This window comes from Halocatena halophila (genome assembly GCA_027563145.1).
GTDB classification, from domain to species: Archaea; Halobacteriota; Halobacteria; order Halobacteriales; family Haloarculaceae; genus Halocatena; species Halocatena halophila.
Map to the genome: position 1 here is coordinate 275,822 of CP071306.1, position 17,739 is coordinate 293,560.

Sequence of the window (17,739 nt, forward strand, 5' to 3'; positions counted from 1 at the left end):
ATCCTACTCCGGGTGTTCGCTCGCACCGTCAAGCGGATCACTCTCCCAGTACTGGTGGTCTGGTTCCTCCCGGAAACACGCAACTGCACCGTCTCCATCCTCACAGTCTCTGAGTTCCGGCGATGTTTCGACACACGTTTCCCGGGCGACCGGACAGCGGGTGTGAAATCGACAGCCAGTTGGCGGATCGATCGGATCGGGCACGTCGATCTCCCGCACGGGTGGCTCATCGTCAGCGTCCGTGTCGAGGCCGAGATCGGGCGTTGCCCACCGCAACACTTCCGTATATGGATGTCGGGGATCCGTGAGCAGCCGTTGTGCACTTCCGATTTCGACAATTTCGCCCAGATACATCACTGCGATTCGCCCGCCCGCGTGCTCGGTGATATATCGTGCGTTCGAGAGATCATGTGAAATGAATAGATACGACGTTTCGAACTCTTCTTGAAGCTCTAAGAGGAGATCCATGATCTCGATTCGCAACGACACGTCGACCGCGCTGATCGCTTCGTCTGCGAGCACGGCATCGGGATCCATCAACAGTGCACGCGAGAGCACGACCCGTTGTTTTTCCCCGCCAGAGAGCTGGTGTGGGTACCGCTCGATGTACGCATCTGCCGGCGTCATGCCGATTCGTTCGAGTAACGATGTGATTCGCCGTCGCCGTTCTGTAATCGATGCATTCGGATGCGTGTGTAACAGCGGTTCCGAGAGGATGTCCACGATTCGTCTGTTCGGGTTCAATGCGCTCGAGGGATCCTGATGGATGATCTGCAGCGCGGCCCTGGCATCGTCGTGTTCGTCGAGGGACTCGCCACGAAACGTGATCGATCCCCCGGTTGGTTCCTGGAGACCGATCATCGCTTTGCCGAGTGTCGTCTTCCCACAGCCACTTTCACCGAGCAGACAGACGAGATCCTGCGCTTCGATCGACAACGAGACACCATCGACGGCCTTGACAACGTCTGGTTCCCCAATAAACTGCTCGATCACACCCTGAGACGCCTCGAAATGCACCTGCAGGTCCGAGAGCTCGAGCAGCGACTCTGCATCGGTTGTCGTCTGGGTAGTGCGCTCGGTGGCGCTAAACGCACCCTCCTCGTCAGTGCTAATCGTGAGTTCTTCGCGTGCGCGCTCAACGTGATGGCAGGCAACTCGGTGATTGTTGGCGTCGTGTGCATCCAACGTTGGCTCAACCGACTCGCATTCGTCGGTCGCCACCGGACAGCGCGGGTGGAACCGACAGCCTGACGGAACGTTCGCCGGCGCTGGTCCCTGCCCTTCAATCGACTGCATTGCCTCTAGCGGACTATTGATGTTCGGAGTGGCCTGCAAGAGTGCTCGTGTGTACGGATGGGCCGCGTTCGCTATGATTGCGTCACGGGGGCCAATCTCGACGAACTCGAACGCGTAGATGATCGCCATTCGATCGGCGATTCCGGCGACGAGTGGCAGATCGTGCGTGATGAACACGATCGTCAGATCGTATTCCTCCTGAAGATCGTTCAACAGCGAGAGGATCGATCGCTGCATTAACAGATCGAGTGCAGCCGTCGGCTCGTCCATGATCAACACCTCCGGATTGAGCACCATGCTCAGCGCGATCAGCGCTCTCTGTTGCATTCCACCGGAGAGCTCGTGTGGATAGGCGTTCAACACCCGTTCGGGTTCGAGATAGAGGCTTTCGAGCAGCTCTCTGGCAAACGACATCCCCTCGCCCACCGAGCGGTCATGGCTCTGGAGTGTTTCTGTAAAATGGGTCTTGATCTTCATGGTGGGGTTGAACGAGTGCATCGCCCCCTGGAACACCATAGCAATTTCTTCCCACCGGAATGCACGCAACTGTTCATCAGAGAGCCCGAGAATGTCAACTGTGGTTCCGTCGCGCCGGTTGTAGATCAACTGTCCCGAGAGTACACCGGGGTCGGGGACGGCATCGAGAATCGCAGAAGCGAACATCGATTTACCGCTGCCGCTCTCGCCGACAATTCCGAGAATTTCGTCCCGGTGGATCGAGACCGACGCGTCTTCGAGCACGTACGATTCGCCATCCGTATACGTTACGTTCGTATCCGTAATCTCCAGAATCGGGTCTGGTTGTCGTTCGTCGCTGCCCTGTGACGTGAGAGTGTCTGAGCTCATTTATCGGATCTCCGTGGTGTGTTCGGGCGTCGATTCGACGGACTCGGATTCACCGGTAAGTCGTGTTCGCACTCGCGGATTGAAGATGCGGTCCATTCCCTGGCTCAGGAGAATCAACCCACAGGCAAGCCCGACGATCGCGATAATCGGTGCTAGCAGCCAGTGAATCGCCTCAAGTCCAAATAGCGCCCCCTGATTGTACGCGTAGTTCAGTGTGATTCCCCAGTTCTGACCCGTGTAGGGCAATACGCCAAGGAAATACAGCGCGACTGCCGCAAAGATCGTATACCGCGCTGCAAAGACGAAGTTCACCAGCACGTACGGCATGAGATTCGGCAAAATGTCTTTGCGAATGATCCGGACTGTGTTCGTTCCCATCGCTCTTGAGGCCTCGACGTAGCTTTCGTTTCTGATCGAGAGCACCTGCGAGCGAATGGACCGGCCCAACCCCGCCCAGTAGTTGATCGTAAGGATCACACCGAGCACCAGCGGACTTTCTGGCTCGAGGGTGATCCCCAGTACGATCACAAGCGGGAGTCCCGGGATCGACATGAAGAAATCTGAAATCGCGGTGATCACTGAATCCGTCAGGCCACCCTTATAGCCCGAGATCGTACCCACGATGACGGCAACACCGGTTGCCCAGACGCCACCAGCAAGCACCATCTGCAGGATGAACGGGGTAGAATCGATGATCAACGCCAGCACGTCGACGCCAGACTGCGTCGTTCCCAGCGGATACGACCAGTTCTGAAACGCACCCAGCATTCGTGGTGCCTGACTCGTGCTCGCATCACGCCAGAGGCCAAACAGATCGACCAGCGCCATGCATAGATACAGTACCACGATCACCAATCCGGTCTGTGTCCGGCGATCGTTCCAGGCAATAAGCGCTGGTTCGTAGACGCGCAAGACGAACCCTTCGTGGAGTCGGTCGCGCCAGTCGATCGTCTCGTCCGTCTGCTCGCTCTGCCAGTTAACGTCGGTGTCAGTACTCATCTGCATCACCCACACTGATTCGTGGATCGATCAGCCCGTAGGTCATATCGGCAAAATACACGGCAAGCACGAGTGCGATCGTGATCACCATAAAGCAGCCCATCATCAGCGGATAATCGTTGGCGTTCACTCCTTCGATCAGGTAAAAACCCAATCCCGGGTAGGTGAAGATCTCTTCGAGAACGACGGTACCACCCAGTCGAAAGCCGACCAGCAACAACAGGCCGGTGTACATGGGAAGAATCGCATTCATCGCCACGTATCGAGTCGCAATCCGTTGATCAGAGAGTCCCCGAAGCCTGGCGACCTCGACGAACTCCCGACCGAGCACCTGAATCGAATTGCCGCGCATGCTCAGTGCCGTTGAGCCGACCCCACCGATCGTAAAGGAGATGATTGGTAATGCAGCGTGATGCAGAACGGAAACGGCGTATGCAACCGTAAATCCTGCTTCGATGCTCCGGTCTGCCGCCGCGCTCGTTGGAAAGACACCCCAGCTAAATGCCAACACGACCAGAAACGCCACGGCATAGATGTAGTACGGGATCGACATGAACAGAATCGACAGACCAGAGCCGACCGAATCGAACGTCGTTCCCTCCCAGTAAGCCTGCAAGGACCCAAGCAACACGCCCAGGACAAACATCAACAGCGTCGAGACGACGACGATAAACACCGTCCACGGAAGTGCCTGGCCGATCACCTCGATCACGGGCTTGTTGAGCGAGATTGATTGGCCAAGATCCAGTTGCACAACGCCGATCAGATAATCAAGATACTGCTCGGGTAGCGATTTCTCGGGCCGAATGTTTTGCAACGCCTCAATGCGGGCGTTGATTTCCTGTGCATCCATGCCCCGTCGTCGAAGCTGGATCCGCAACTGCGTGAACGGGCCCCCTGGAAGCAAGCGTATCAACCCGAACGTGAGCGTCGCCACCCCAAGAATCGTCGCCGGGATCCGAATCGTTCGTCGAAGGTAGTAGTTCATTGGGTACTCTCTCTCATTGTTAGCCCGAATACTGGAGCTCTCCCTGCTGGGGCCACCAGAACGGCGGCCACTTCACGCGCCGATTCGTCGTTTCTTTCTCTGCGTTCGTCCACTCGTCGCTCGTCACCCAGGATTGTTCGAACTTCGAGACGAGACCCAAAAACGGCAGGTCGATATGGTTGTGCCAGGCAGCCTGTTGGACGAACTGTCGCGCCTCGTCGTCTGAGGACTGCTGGGCTATTTTTTCCGTTACCTCGAGCGGTGTGATCGTCATTTCGGAGCCATCACGCGATGGAATCGTCTGTTCGGACTCTGCTATCTCTCGGTAGTTGTGGCCCCCGCCGATATCGGTTGCCCACAGCTGGTAGTACAGCGGGAAATACGGGAACGACGAGCGAGAACCACCGGGAAGCCAGTACAACGCACCGATCTTGAAGTTGGAGTTCGAAAACTGCCCTGTCCAGTCCTGCGTTGGCTTCGAACTGATCTGGAAGTCGAATCCAAACTGGTTGAGCTGGTCGACTACCGTATTCGTCAGCGCCGTCCAGTCGGTCCAGCCCGCTGGCGTGTAGTAGTTCCCGCCGAGTACGTCGCCGTTGCTGTTCTGCCACGTTCCACTCGATTTCGTGTAGCCTGCGTCCTCAAGCAACGTCGTTGCCTCGTCGGTCTGGCTCGAGTCAGCACCATACGTTTCGAAATCACCCAGCCAGTCTGCAAGCCAGTACTCCTGATCTCTGGGTGCGATTCCACACGGTGTCCCTGTGGAATATTTCGTTCGTGGGCCGGCGTTTTTCACCAGCTCCTCACGATTGATCACGTGGGCAATTGCCTGGCGAACGGCACGGTTTCCAAAGTCCGGATCGTTGTGGTTGAAGACGATGCCGTAGCCCCATTTTGCTGGGATGTTCACTTCGACCACGTGGTCGGGAAACTGCTCTGCGGTGTTTGGCGGTGTGAACAGACTCGATGCCGCGTCCACCTGATCGCCAGCAGCCAGTGCCTGGTGCTGTGGCGTGTTTCCTTCGTAGTATTTGAGGAGATACGTCTCGAAGTTGATGTTGTCGGCGTTGTAGAACTCTGGATTTCGCTCGTATTCGAACGCCTGCTGGTCTTTCGTCACGAACTTCATAAAGCCTGTCGCCACCGGATCCTCCCAGGCCCACTGGAGATACTCCTCTGCGGATTTGTCCAGCCACTGCTCGTGAGTCGAGACTTTCGTGTCTGCAAAGTAGTTCGTAAGCTCGAATTTGATAATCTTCGGGTTTGTGGGTCCCGAAAGTGTCAGCGTCGCGGTCTTCTCGTCGTTCATCTCATACCCATCGAGATAGCCCCAGAGTGAGTTTTCGACCTTTTTTGCAAGCTCAAGCTGTACCTCGAAGTCGTCTGTGGTCCAGTCGGAGCCGTCTTCCCATTTCAAATCGTCGCGGAATGTGAGCTCCACTTCGGTTCCGTCGATCTGAAAGTCTGACAGCGCACCGAGGAGGAACTCGTTGTCAGTGAACGAGTATTTCATGAACGGCGCGAACAGGGGCCGGTGTGCCGCCCAGGAGAAGTTCTGACTTGCGGCGGAGTTGAAGTGGTGGTCGACAGGATTGTTGGCAATCGCGTTGACGAACGACACCGAACTCACGCCGGATTCGGCAGTTTTATCGCCGTTTCCGTCTGCAGTCGAAGTGCCACTGTCCCCGCTACAACCGGCAAGAGTCATCGCTCCTACAGTTCCGGCGATCGAAAGCACTCTGCGTCTACTTACTACTGATTCGAAATCAGTTTGGTTGCTATCATCACCCATAGCGTACTATCTCTTGTAATAATGGTAAATAAAATTTTCCATTATGTATTTTAATAACGTTCAACACGACTCTCGCGTCGGTCTGCTGCACTCTCTCCTTTTTTGGAACACGTTTATTCGATTGCTCTGCTAGCACAGACCTATGAGGATTCATACACTCATCCTGGATCAGATCTGTGCCAGCCGCAAACGGTTGCAGGTCCTCATCGCGCTCGTGATCGCGATGGGTCTGTTGTTGACAATTTCGATCGTGACTGTCGGTCCGAACGACCGTGCCTATCCGGTGCTCGTGTTCGATATCGTCCTGGTGATCGGTTCATTCGCGCTGTTCACGATGACATACTGGTACTGTATCAGACGATCAATGCGCGAGTGAGATACCTATGACCGCTCGCTCGCCTGAAGGAACGATACAGTGTCCGCTGCCATCGATCGAATTTCGCCGTTTGGATCCTCGTCGGCAAGCCGCGCGAGGGGGGCAATGGCTGCGGGTGCCCCGGCGTGTCCAAGCGCCCAGATCACCTGCGACCGAACCGCCGTGTCGTGGTGCTCAAGCTGTTCGATGAGCGTCCGAACGATTGATGGCCCTATCGTTCCCCCGTTCGCTGCGATCTCTCCGAGACAGTAGGCTCCATCGCCAGCAATCACCGGATCGTCGTCGGTTATCAATGTTTCCAACGTGGTAATCGATTCATCTGTCAGCGTGGTGGATGTCTCGGTGAGAACGGTTCGAACGATTCCCACTAGCAACCGCCTTCCCATCACTCCGTCTTTGCGTTCATCCAACTCGTGGTGTTCGATCGTTCGTTGCGTGATGGGGTCTGCGAGTGTGGACTCTGCAACTGACGGTTCGTAGGGCGTGCGCTGGGCCACCACCGAGAGCAGTTTCGGCACATCAGATTCAATGCTGTCGGGCTGTTCGGACGCAATAACTGCAAGGATCTTCGCCGCTCGCATCTGGATGGCACCGTACTCCGTATCAACACACTCGAGTAGGCAATCACGAACCTCGATAATGGGCGCTACATCCTCCTCAACCAGCCGCTCGAGCACCGAAAGCGTCTCCTGTCTATTGACGACAGAAGAGCTACATAGACACTCAGCAATCGTCTCGACCATCGGAGTGAGCGTTCTGGGTGCAGACTCGGCGATAGTGACACAGCGGGATAACAGTTCCCGACGGCGGTTGGAACTGGCCATCTCAAAGTCTTCTCTGAGCCGTTCGATTTCTATCGGCTCGTCTACGGTGTCACCTGTTTGAACATCCGTATCCTCAGTCATGGATTCCCAATCCATGCCTCATCGTATATATGTATCGTTACCCCTGACTGAATCATCAGCCGCTCTTTGTGAGCTGCATGTTCTCCAGACGTAAAAAATTCACTGGAGTCTGAATTAGTATTTCTCTTCTCGTTCGGAAGCGACGGTTGTCTCACTGAAGTAGGTTCGTTCACTGGTCGTGACTTCCCGGAAGCCAGTGATTTCGACCGTTTGAGACTGAGCGATCGAATCCGCGTCGTATCCGACACGGAGTTCGTATTCACCCGGATGAACGGCGAACGTTTCAGATGCGTCGTAGTATGCAAACTGGGTTGCGTCCACCGTTATGGAGATTCGCTTCGTTTCGCCTGGGTTGAGCTTGACGCGCTCAAAGCCAACGAGCTCCTGGAGGGGTCGGGCCACGACCGGTGACACCGCGTGGACGTACAGCTGTATCACGTCCTGTCCAGATCGTTTCCCCTCGTTAGCAACCGTAATCTCCACAGTGACCCTCTCGTCGGGTCCGATTGCAGTCTGATCGAGAGCGACGTTTCGATAGTCGAACGCGGTGTAGTGACAGCCGTGTCCGAACGAAAACCGTGGCGAGCTCTCCGTGTAGACGTACCGCTCGTTGGCCGAATTCGGACGGCGATTGTATGCAACAGGGAGCTGACCGACAGATTGTGGGAGTGAGACCGGAAGGTGACCACTCGGTGATTCGTCTCCGAACAGCAGTCGATCGATGGCTTTGCCACCACATTCGCCCGGAAGCCAGGCATACATGAGTGCTGGGACGCGGTCGGCCAGTTCGCCAATCGCGTGTGCTCGCCCGCTCACGATCACCGGAATGTGCACCGTGTCAGTTTGATCGATTCGTTCAAGGAGTTCTTCTTGTACTCCGGGCAGACCCAGGGTAGTAACGTCACAGCCCTCGCCACTGGTCGGCGTCGTCTGCCCACTTTCAGTGGGTCCCTCCGAGAAATCCACGGCTGATCGCGCTCCAACGAACGAGAGCGTCACGTCTGCGGATTCGGCCGCCGCCACGGCGGGCTTGATTCCACTGGTGTCCGTGCCGGTGGTCGAACAGCCGGGTTCGTATCGCACAGATATTCCGGCCGTCTCGGCACGGTCGCGAATCGCCCCAAGTGGGGTGACACAGTCAATCGATCGCTCGGCATCCACGTAATGGGCAGCCCAGGCGTAATCGCCGAGCAGTTCTGTGCCGTCGTCTGCACTCGGTCCGACGATAGCTACTGAGTCGATATCCGATTCGTCGATCGGTAGCGTCTCATCGTCATTTTTCAACAGCACGATCGATTCGGTTGCTGCCTTTTTAGCGATTGTTCTCGGTTGATCATCGTCGAACGGTGTCCGCACAGCTGTCGTGTCCACCGACGGATCGTCGAACAGCCCGGCACGAACTTTCGCCCGCAATACCCGCCGGACACTTCGATCTAGCGTTCGTTCGGGAACGTCTCCACGCTCGATTAGTCCCACCAGGTCGTCGTAACAGTCGGTCGCCGGTAGTTCCACGTCGATTCCTGCCGTCAGCGCCTGTTGTGCCGCCCCAGCATTGGTACGGGCCACACCGTGCTCGGTTTTGAGATTTGCGATGCTGTTGTAGTCGGCGACGACTGTCCCATCGAACTCGAACGTATCGCGAAGCAGATCGGTTAACAGCCACTCATTATTCGCACACGGTACGCCATCGATGTCGTGATACGCGTTCATCACCGATGCAGCGTCGGCAGTTCGAATCGCCGCTTCGAACGGAAAACAGTCGACTTCTCGAAGCTCACGTCTTCCAACTGCAACCGAGCTCCGGTTTTTCCCGCCTGCGCCTCGACCGTGTCCCACGAAGTGTTTCAGCGTCGCTGCCACACCATCCGCCCCTGACTGAAGGCCCGCAACGTACGCTGTCGCCATCGCACCGACCAGATACGGATCCTCGCCGAACGTTTCTTCGAGTCGACCCCATCGGAGGTCTTTTGCTACGTCACAGACCGGTGACAGCGCCTGTGTCGCTCCAATTGCACTGAGCTGAGCTTGAATCGTCGTCGTCACTTCCCGCACCAGGGTTGGGTCCCATGTGCTCGCAAGCCCAATGCTCTGTGGAAACGTCGTTCCCTCGGGGCCCATATATCCGCTCAAGCACTCCTCGTGAGTGATCGCTGGAATGCCCAGCCGTGTCCTCTCGTCGAGCAACTGCTGGATTTCAACTGTTGCTCTTGCCACATTAGATGGTGAAAGCCCCGCATCACCACCCAGCCTGGTAATGTGGCCGATTCCGTGTTCGAGGAGCTCCGCCGCGCGGTCGTGGTCAAGTTCACCATCTACGATCAGCGAACTCGCTTTCACTGCTCCCAGCTGTGCTACCTTCTCTTCAACCGTCATCATCTCCAGCAGTTCGTCTATTCGGGTCTCGGTCGCGTTGTCTGAACCCATTCGACAGTTCACTCACTGTATTGACCAATAGTTCTTTTGGTACCTACTCTCGGTGGACTGGTAGGCATTCGAAACGCAACACTCGACGATAGTTATCTTCGTCTGCGTACCACGACACAGTTCAACACTGTGGGAAATGTTACCAGCCCATATTGGATCATAATTACAAGTGTACTTCTGTAATGGTAGTTCGTTCAGGTGGTGGCATTCTTCCACTTTCTCACCAATGAAATTGCAGGTGGTGGAGTGAATGCCATTTCAGCATTACGGAAACCAGCGCAGAAGGAATGTACTTTGGGGCAGAAATCGACCAACAATACACCACCACCATTGGAAGGGCCTGATGTAATACACCAATGTGGAAATAGCTGTCTGCTTTAGTTTGTTCGTCGTGAACGCTCCTGACTATCGCACACCTGCAGTAAATGTGCGCCGTGTGTTCTGCCGGTTGTGACTAAGAAATATAGAGCACGCAGAATTTCTATTCTATTGAGATGTGGTGGTGGATGATCGCCAACGTAATCGACGTGCGTGCTCGTGGCGTCTTATTGTTTTGTCGCACAGCGAAGGCAGGATCGACAACAGAAAAACCAGTACGATGGCTGTCGTATGGGCGTATCAATTTTTGTTCAAACTATTACTGATAGCAATCAGAAAACCGGGTCGGGAAATAATCAACGGCTATTTGTGGATTCACGGCCCAGTATACGGTACCGTGACCGAGAACGAGGCCCTCGCCGATCTACCGCCCAGCGCCAAACTGGTCTATAAGGTGCTCGAATATGAGGGCGAGCTAACGCAACAGCGTCTCGCAGAGGAGACTCGACTGTCAACACGGACGGTCCGGTATGCACTGAACAGCCTGGAATCAATCGAGCTGATCGAACAGAAGGTCTATTTCGCAGACGCCAGAAAGCGTCTCTATTCACTTCCTGGGTCAACTGAGACGGAGTAAGAATTCTCCGCTTCCTTACAGCAGTACTCACGTAACGGTCAGCTGAATGACGTCGAGTTCATACTGTGTGGCTGCTTCGTTCATTGCCTACAACCTCACCTGTCTGAATCGCCCAGAGATCGGCGTACGTTCCATCCCGTTCGAGCAGTTCGTCTGGGTTGTGCGCTCTGTGATTTGGCCGTCTCCGAGCACGATTATTCGGTCGGTGTTTCTCACTGTCGCGAGTTGGTAGGCAGTGATTATGACGTTCGATTCGCTCCTCATGCCGAAATACTAGAGCTGGCGGTGAGCCATACAGCGAGCGCTTGCAATACGCTGGTGCTGTCCGCCAGAAAACTGCCGTCCCTGCTCTCTCACGCACGGGTACAGCAGAAACGTCACCGGGGTTCTGGCTGTTAGCGATTGCCAACATCAAACAGCACCACGCACGGTGAGCGTTCCAAGGGCGAACCCACCGATGAACGCAATCGATGCGGCCAAATAATTCACTCACATACTGTCAACTTCCATTTTCCCATATATTACCAATATATCTTTATTATACTGTGTGATTATATGAGAAAGCAGGTTATTCGCTTATAGAGGCGATAAATGGTCGTATATTTATGGAATATGAATAAATATGAATGATAACGGTGAATTTCCGAATACTATATTCTTGAAGTTTTTATGTGAACTCAAGAACAACTCGACAATGGAATATGTAGAAAGTTAATATTATAATTATAAGTTCTGCGGTTGATGTATACAAAATAAGATCGACATGCCTTAGTCTGAATGGAAGCGATGTGAAATATGGAAGGAAAGCGCGTTCTTGTTACTGGCGGCGCTGGATTTATCGGATCGAACCTTGCAAACCACCTCGCGACGAGCAATAATGTCGTTGCGATCGATGATCTGTATCTTGGCACGCCAGAGAATCTTGACAACGCGGTCGATTTCCACGATGCGAGCGTTCTCGATGAGGAGATTCCAGGGACGGAAGACGTTGATGTGCTGTTTCATCTCGCAGCGCTTTCTTCGCGCAACATGCACGAGGATAATCCGCAACTCGGCGTTCGGGTGAACGTCGAAGGATTTGTCAACACAGTTGAGCAGGTTCGTGCTGACTGTGACACGGTTGTGTACGCCTCAACGTCCTCGATCTACGGTAGTCGGACCGAACCCTCCCCGGAAGATATGGAAATTGCTTCCCAGACGGGGTATGAGGCATCGAAACTTGCTCGTGAGAGGTATGCCGAGTACTACTCGAACCACTACGGAATGACGATGGCAGGGCTGCGATTTTTCTCCGTCTATCAGGGCTACGGCGGTGCAGAAGAACACAAAGGCGAATACGCGAACACTGTTGCACAGTTTGCTGATGAACTCGCCAGTGGTCGCCCACCAGAACTGTTCGGTGATGGCTCACAGACCCGCGATTTCACCCATGTTGATGATATCGTTCGTGGGCTCGAAGCCGCGGCCGACCATCATCTCGATGGAATCTATAATCTCGGGACCGGGAAAAGCTACGATTTCAATACCGTTGTTGAGATGCTCAACGAAGAGCTCGGAACGAACATCGAACCGGAGTACATCGAAACACCGTTCGACGATTACGTGCACGACACGCTCGCAGATTCTTCGAAAATGAAAGAAGCAACCGGTTGGGAGCCACAGATCGACTTCGAGGAAGGCATCGAACGCGTCTGTGCGCCGTATAAATAATGCAATTGTAGACGACTGTCATTTTTTGGCCTGCCAGCCGATACGGCCTACCTGCTGTAGCACAAATATAGAAAAATTGCCATTTCCGACAGAGCCCTTGCGAACCGGCGCTTACAGAATCGTTCGTCTTCACTGTCAATACTGTGATGTGCTCACACTCCGCATTTGCTATAGCGAAATACGGTGTATCGTTGTGGCTCTCACGGCCAGATTTACAAAAGTGAATAAATGCTCTGTTCGTACACGTCTCTAACTCTATCACCCCAATCGTGGGTGTATGTGTCGATAATATCCTGTGCAACGTCGCCTCTGAGATATTTCACGATTCCACGATCGCCCGTGCGATATCGGAGATAAGTGGTGAAAAAGTGCCTGAAATAATGTGGGGTCACGTTTTCCTCTGCCCCACCGCCAACACGATACCACCCGCGTTGTTTCGCGTGGGTCCGTACCATTCGGCGTACCTGTGGTGGAGTGAGTCGCTGTCCCCACTTCCGTCCGGTGTCGAGAAACAGTGGCTCGGCGGGCGATCGCGTGTCGGGACGAATCGCAAGCCAGCGGGTCAGTACTTCGCTGAGTTCCTCGTCGATGGGGACCACCGTCACCCGTTTTCGCTTGTTCGCTGCGGTCCGTTGCTCGCCGTTAACGAGCTGTCCCGTGTCGATTTCGGCAGGGACGAAGATGGAATCCGGCCGGCCGTCGAGTTGTGGCCGATGGGTGTAGTCGTACTCCCGTCGGACGCTTTCTGTGGTGAGGTTGCAGTCTCTGAGATCCAGATTACAACACTCACCAACACGGAGTCCGGTTTTTAACAACAACACCACGACGGCCTGCTCGAGCGGATGCATGAGATCGCCGACGAACGCACGCATCTGTTCGATCGAGATATCCCGGCGTCTGGGATCCGTATCGATCGATTCGTCCATCTCCGAGAGCACCAGCTTCATCGGATTCGAATCCAGTGTTCCAGTCTGGTTCATGTAGGCGTAAAATCGGTGGACGTAAGAGGCATACGACGCCACTGTCGACGGTTCGAGCGGGCCACGTAGTGAGTGCACGAAGGCCATGCAGTCGCGCTGGCTCGCCGTTGCCGGCGTGCAGTCGCGATCAGTACAGAAGGCCTCGAATCGTCGTAGTACGCGCTCATACGACTCGAGTGTCCGATCGGACTTTCCGTGGAACGTGAGGTCTTCGATAAAGTAGCCGACTGGATCTTCCTGGGGTGGGTTACTGACGTTCGACATTGGTGAGGGTGTAGCCGCCGTTTCGGCCGCTGTATTTGATTCGATTCGTCTCCTGGAGGCGTTCTAGACAGTCTTCGAGTCGGTCTTCGACATCGTCGGTCACACCTGAAACGAGTGCGTCCCATCCGAGGTGTTCGGACGATTCGCGAAGGACCGCGAGGACACGCTCTTCGAGGTCGTTACCCCCAGGGTTACCATCCCCAGAATGGGTCTCTGGATCACCGCCAGAAACGACGATTTCTCGGCGACCAGCCTGAACCATCGATCGAATGAACTCACTCTGGGTCATATTGAGCTCGTCTGCGTTTTCGACCCATCGCTGTTTCTGCCATCGTGGAAGATGGACCTTCACGGCAACTCGATCGTCATCAGTTCCCATGACAGGAGGTTGCGCTCTGCCACCATCATTCTTTCCCCATAGATTGGGATAGGTATCCCTTATCCGGTCTGGAAGGGTCAAAATTCGGCCGTGAGAACCATAATATCCTCATTCATAGGGTAGTATTCACCAGAGATTCACCCCGTTACTCGGGATATATTCAGATCAGCGGGAGGCGTCTGTTTGTGGGGGCTGAACCTGGGTTCAACGTTGGATGACCGACCGGCTCTCGTTGCAGTCAACGAGTGGCGGCCATTTTGTAGCGGTTGTCCACTGGGTCTCGTTTGCTCAAGAAACTCGCTGAGCAGTCGCTCAGCGAATGCAGAGAGAGACGTCTCCAAACGTTCGTTCCATACCGTCCTGGGGTTGATCACCCGTTTGTTGGAAATGCTGTAAATCGCATACTGCTCTATAGAACGACTGAATTGCCGATCTGGCAGTCGAGAGCAACGATTGCTGTGATTCGATCGGTCGCTGGCACGGCTGACGCACTGATTCACCAATTATTTCAGAAATTCTACAATAGGGCTGGCTGTATCGTCTCGTGGCCCGAAAACTAGTTGCTCATCGAAGATGTCGTGACAGTGATAGTCCCAGTCATATCCGATTGCTCGTGTGGAAGACAGACGTATTCGTAGGTGCCGGGCAGTTCGAACGAATGGGAATACGTTCCGCCCGTTTCGATCAGTCCGTCGTTGCTGTTGTTCCGAGCGTGTGCTTCGGAGTCGAATCCGCCGCTGGCGAAATACTCTGCTGGGTCTGGAACTGACGCTTCGATCGCAGTGACGGTGTGTTTGGCTGCCGTTGGATTTTCCCAGACGACCTCCGTGTTCGCTGGGATTCGAATCGACGCTGGCTCGAATCGCAGATCATCTATCATTGAGACGGTCCGTTGCTTGGTCGTCCGTGACCCACTCAGACACCCCGAAAGGGCGCTTGACAGGATCAGAGTGCACCCAGTGGCGAGAGCCTGTCGGCGTGTGAGCGTCTGCTGGTTCATAGCGTGATGAGAAGATCTGTTGCGTACATCACGATGAGGCCGATGCCGAATCCCGCGAGATTCGGCGCAGAGCGAAGCGACCCGGCGTCCTGAATCAGCGCTCCGATGTCGAAAACAACCTGTAGGAGCGCACCAACCCCGATGGCGAGAAACAGGGCGATGAGCAGTGGCGATTGGGTAAGCACGCCAATCCAGCCCCCAACGATTGCTGGCGCGCCGGCAAGGAGCCCAAGCGCGCCAAAATGACCGAGCGACGGTCGCTCACCCTCGGCGAGCGGAGCGACGAACACCGGTCCTTCAGTGATGTTGTGCGCCATAAAGCCAACAATGAGAAACGCTCCGAGCGACGTGCGCCCAAGCGCGAACGCCCCACCAATAGCCAATCCCTCGGCAAAGTTGTGGAGCCCAATTCCGAGTGCAGCTGAGTAGGCGAGTGCAAGCCGTGACTCATCACCATCGTCGGTGCGCCAGTCCATAACGGACTGGACCAACAGGAGTGCACCAACGATCCCGAGCACGACGAGCAGCGGCCCCGCATAAAAGGTCGGCACCTCCTCGGCTACCTCAAGGGCTTCAAAGCCAGCATCAACGATGAGAAATCCAAGAATGCCAGCCGAGAAAGCAAGCACCGCGTGGAGCCATTTGGTGCGCATCGTCTGGATGAATGGAAACCAGAACATGCCAAGCGTAACCGGAACGACCCCCACAAGGAACCCGATGACCGCGAGATCCCAGAGAAGCGCCCCCGTCACTGCAGGCGTCTGCTGGGCCGCGACGATGGTTGTCCCGAAAGTCACCCCGTCTGCTGTCAGGAGCACCACCTCGTAATCATACCCTTCCATCCACTGGTAGGGGATTGTGACGGTGGCCCGTTCACCGGTTTTGAGATGGGCGTCTTCTCCTGGACTCGACACGTCGAACTGCCAGTTTGCCTCGTCAACATGAACCTGTGCGATGTCGATTGGAGGGCCGTTATTCGTTACGTGCGCGACGATCGTGTCGTCATTCGGGAGTGTCGTGTATTCAACGGTGGCGTCTGGCAGCGCGTCTCCACGACCTAGATCAGCAAACGGGCTCGTTAGCAAGAAGCCCCCGATGATGAGCCCCAGGATGACGACCGGTGCGATTGCCGTCACCCAGCGTGGAACCCCAAACGGCTGTGTCGTAGACTGTGTACCACTGCCCTCGGTTTGTGAGCTGTCCGCCATCTAGTTCACCTCGAAGAAGCTCATCCAGCCAAGCTCAGCAAATTCGGACTGGTGAGCGTGGAACATATAGAGCCCCGGCTGGTGGTTGCTATAATCGAACTCTAGCACGCCGCGCTGGGCCTGACACTGCAGTATTGTGTCGATGGTACTCCGATCTGGAAACAGTGACGTGCCTGCGTCGTAATAATCGAAAAACTGTGAGTGACAGTGGAACGAATTCACGAAGTCGAATTCGATCATATTCACGAGATGCACGCGCTGTATCTCGTTCCGGTCGATCTGAATGGGGTGTTTCGTCTCGCTTGATTCCCATTCACCATTGTAGGCGTCCGTACTGGACGGTGCGTAACAAAATCCACGCGTGTTGACGCCGTAGACCTCGTTGTCGCCGTTGAAATTGGTGTCAAAGCCATTCATCACCATTACCATCTCGTCGACGCCATCGAAGCCCTCTGGGCTGTACTCTGCGTGCGTGACCATGTTTCGGCTCCGCGCACGTTCGGCTGCCATCTCCCGAACCTCCTCGGTTATGGGGCCGTGGTAGTTGATGTATTTCCGGGGATTATCGTAGACCCGCTCTGGTTTTGGGTCGACGATAATCGTCCCGTACAGTCCACGGTGAACGTGTGCTTTCAACGGAAGCGTATGGCAGTGATACAGATGCGTTCCGACGGGCTGGGCTTGCCACTCGTATGTGAACGATTCGCCCGGTTTGAGCAATCCCGGTCCGTTCTGGGGAACGCCATCCATTCGGGGATTGAGGTTTCGGAGGTGTGGATGGATCGTGTGGTCCATCTTCTCCGAGCCGTTCGTGAAGTGTACCCGAATGAGATCGCCTTCTTCGACACGGATCGTTGGACCGGGTACCTGCCCGTTGTACGTCCACATTGGGAACGTGATCCCGGGAAGGATCTCCTGTTCAACGTTTATCGCTGTGAAGTTGAATTCACGGACAGTCTGTCCGTTTTCCTCGTAAACGCCGCCATTCAGGTCATCTTTCCGGCCGAAGATTGCGTCTCGCTCGTTCGTTGCGTCTCCAGTATTGAACTCGCGAAGGAAGCCGTGCGGGTCGAACTGCTGATTCGTATACTCCCCTGGGGCTCCAAACCCACTCGTCTCATCGGGTAGGGTGCTGTCGTCGTCTGCTGTGCTCGTTCCAACACCAGTAATCAGTGATCCACCCGCGAGCGCGAGCCCGCCCAACACCGCCCGTCGAGAAACACCTTCGTGATTTTTGATGGAATCGATGAGCCGATTCTCGAGGTCTTTCGTGAACGACGCCGCCTGCTGTGTTTCTGCAGGAGACGCCACACTGTCTTGCCTGTCCGTCATATGATGTCTATCAGCTTAATGTGACTAACTGAAATATAAAGTTGTTTCGATCAAATTTATTATTTAGACGAGGCTAATTAGCTCGCTTTATTAAAAGACGGCTTCGTTCTGTTACCACCATCGGACGACTAGAGAAACGAATCAGCTACGAGACACGTGCCGTTATTGATCGATCGTTCGTACCGATGGCATCCCGGAACAGTGTAAATTACCTCAAATTACGTCGTGAGTCGGGAGACGGCGCTCAAAAACGATGACCATCGGCGATCACGAGAGCATCTCTTC

At 54.9% G+C, this 17,739-nt stretch carries 14 protein-coding genes; 3 read left to right on the top strand and 11 right to left on the bottom strand.

All coding sequences use genetic code 11. From position 1 onward, the window contains the following. Positions 1-3: 3 nt before the first annotated feature. The 4 genes from JXQ78_RS01400 to JXQ78_RS01415 are packed head-to-tail and all read right to left on the bottom strand — an operon-like array spanning position 4 to position 5,921. Positions 4-2,142 carry an ABC transporter ATP-binding protein gene (locus JXQ78_RS01400; protein WP_330631691.1) on the bottom strand — a complete coding sequence of 713 codons (2,139 nt, stop codon included), beginning with the start codon at positions 2,140-2,142 and terminating at the stop codon, positions 4-6. Beyond that, complete coding sequence (locus tag JXQ78_RS01405; RefSeq protein WP_330631692.1) at positions 2,143-3,141, bottom strand: ABC transporter permease; 999 nt, start codon at positions 3,139-3,141, stop codon at positions 2,143-2,145. It abuts the gene before it with no gap. Beyond that, a complete protein-coding gene (locus JXQ78_RS01410; RefSeq protein ID WP_330631693.1) occupies positions 3,131-4,129 on the bottom strand; it encodes an ABC transporter permease in 999 nt (332 codons plus the stop codon). The genes JXQ78_RS01405 and JXQ78_RS01410 overlap by 11 nt, the downstream gene beginning before the upstream one ends. 19 nt (positions 4,130-4,148) lie before the next feature. Then, positions 4,149-5,921 (bottom strand): ABC transporter substrate-binding protein, encoded by a 1,773-nt coding sequence (locus JXQ78_RS01415; protein ID WP_330631694.1) that lies wholly within the window; start codon positions 5,919-5,921, stop codon positions 4,149-4,151. Between the two features lie 142 nt (positions 5,922-6,063). On the opposite strand from JXQ78_RS01415, the gene JXQ78_RS01420 reads away from it, so the two are divergent. Next, positions 6,064-6,297 (top strand): hypothetical protein, encoded by a 234-nt coding sequence (locus JXQ78_RS01420; RefSeq protein WP_330631695.1) that lies wholly within the window; start codon positions 6,064-6,066, stop codon positions 6,295-6,297. A 5-nt stretch (positions 6,298-6,302) separates the two neighbouring features. Here JXQ78_RS01420 and JXQ78_RS01425 read toward each other — a convergent pair whose 3' ends face one another. Then, positions 6,303-7,202, bottom strand: a complete 900-nt coding sequence (locus tag JXQ78_RS01425) for a HEAT repeat domain-containing protein (RefSeq protein WP_330631696.1) — start codon at positions 7,200-7,202, stop codon at positions 6,303-6,305. 114 nt (positions 7,203-7,316) lie between these two features. After that, a complete protein-coding gene (locus JXQ78_RS01430) occupies positions 7,317-9,626 on the bottom strand; it encodes a glycoside hydrolase family 3 N-terminal domain-containing protein (protein WP_330631697.1) in 2,310 nt (769 codons plus the stop codon). Between the two features lie 715 nt (positions 9,627-10,341). Between JXQ78_RS01430 and JXQ78_RS01435 the strand changes: the two genes are divergently transcribed. Next, a complete protein-coding gene (locus tag JXQ78_RS01435) occupies positions 10,342-10,581 on the top strand; it encodes a helix-turn-helix domain-containing protein (protein WP_330631698.1) in 240 nt (79 codons plus the stop codon). Positions 10,582-11,376: 795 nt separating this feature from the next. Next, positions 11,377-12,291, top strand: coding sequence for an NAD-dependent epimerase/dehydratase family protein (locus JXQ78_RS01440; RefSeq protein ID WP_330631699.1), 915 nt, complete (start codon positions 11,377-11,379; stop codon positions 12,289-12,291). Between the two features lie 212 nt (positions 12,292-12,503). Here the strand turns inward: JXQ78_RS01440 and JXQ78_RS01445 are convergent, their stop codons facing one another. The 5 genes from JXQ78_RS01445 to JXQ78_RS01465 form a co-directional block, all read right to left on the bottom strand. Then, on the bottom strand, positions 12,504-13,535 hold the full coding sequence (locus JXQ78_RS01445) for a tyrosine-type recombinase/integrase (RefSeq protein WP_330631700.1): 1,032 nt from the start codon (positions 13,533-13,535) through the stop codon (positions 12,504-12,506). Then, positions 13,519-13,914, bottom strand: coding sequence for a DUF5805 domain-containing protein (locus JXQ78_RS01450; protein WP_330631701.1), 396 nt, complete (start codon positions 13,912-13,914; stop codon positions 13,519-13,521). The genes JXQ78_RS01445 and JXQ78_RS01450 overlap by 17 nt, the downstream gene beginning before the upstream one ends. 556 nt (positions 13,915-14,470) lie before the next feature. Continuing rightward, on the bottom strand, positions 14,471-14,794 hold the full coding sequence (locus JXQ78_RS01455; protein WP_330631702.1) for a cupredoxin domain-containing protein: 324 nt from the start codon (positions 14,792-14,794) through the stop codon (positions 14,471-14,473). Between the two features lie 116 nt (positions 14,795-14,910). Further along, a complete protein-coding gene (locus JXQ78_RS01460; protein WP_330631703.1) occupies positions 14,911-16,122 on the bottom strand; it encodes a ZIP family metal transporter in 1,212 nt (403 codons plus the stop codon). Further along, on the bottom strand, positions 16,123-17,454 hold the full coding sequence (locus tag JXQ78_RS01465; protein ID WP_330631704.1) for a multicopper oxidase domain-containing protein: 1,332 nt from the start codon (positions 17,452-17,454) through the stop codon (positions 16,123-16,125). Positions 17,455-17,739 lie beyond the last annotated feature (285 nt).

Bases quoted from the DNA above. Each gene is read 5' to 3' on its own strand.
- JXQ78_RS01400 (WP_330631691.1), bottom strand. From the start codon at position 2,142: ATGAGCTCAGACACTCTCACGTCACAGGGCAGCGACGAACGACAACCA.
- JXQ78_RS01405 (WP_330631692.1), bottom strand. From the start codon at position 3,141: ATGAGTACTGACACCGACGTTAACTGGCAGAGCGAGCAGACGGACGAG.
- JXQ78_RS01410 (WP_330631693.1), bottom strand. From the start codon at position 4,129: ATGAACTACTACCTTCGACGAACGATTCGGATCCCGGCGACGATTCTT.
- JXQ78_RS01415 (WP_330631694.1), bottom strand. From the start codon at position 5,921: ATGGGTGATGATAGCAACCAAACTGATTTCGAATCAGTAGTAAGTAGA.
- JXQ78_RS01420 (WP_330631695.1), top strand. From the start codon at position 6,064: ATGAGGATTCATACACTCATCCTGGATCAGATCTGTGCCAGCCGCAAA.
- JXQ78_RS01425 (WP_330631696.1), bottom strand. From the start codon at position 7,202: ATGACTGAGGATACGGATGTTCAAACAGGTGACACCGTAGACGAGCCG.
- JXQ78_RS01430 (WP_330631697.1), bottom strand. From the start codon at position 9,626: ATGGGTTCAGACAACGCGACCGAGACCCGAATAGACGAACTGCTGGAG.
- JXQ78_RS01440 (WP_330631699.1), top strand. From the start codon at position 11,377: ATGGAAGGAAAGCGCGTTCTTGTTACTGGCGGCGCTGGATTTATCGGA.
- JXQ78_RS01445 (WP_330631700.1), bottom strand. From the start codon at position 13,535: ATGTCGAACGTCAGTAACCCACCCCAGGAAGATCCAGTCGGCTACTTT.
- JXQ78_RS01450 (WP_330631701.1), bottom strand. From the start codon at position 13,914: ATGGGAACTGATGACGATCGAGTTGCCGTGAAGGTCCATCTTCCACGA.
- JXQ78_RS01455 (WP_330631702.1), bottom strand. From the start codon at position 14,794: ATGATAGATGATCTGCGATTCGAGCCAGCGTCGATTCGAATCCCAGCG.
- JXQ78_RS01460 (WP_330631703.1), bottom strand. From the start codon at position 16,122: ATGGCGGACAGCTCACAAACCGAGGGCAGTGGTACACAGTCTACGACA.
- JXQ78_RS01465 (WP_330631704.1), bottom strand. From the start codon at position 17,454: ATGACGGACAGGCAAGACAGTGTGGCGTCTCCTGCAGAAACACAGCAG.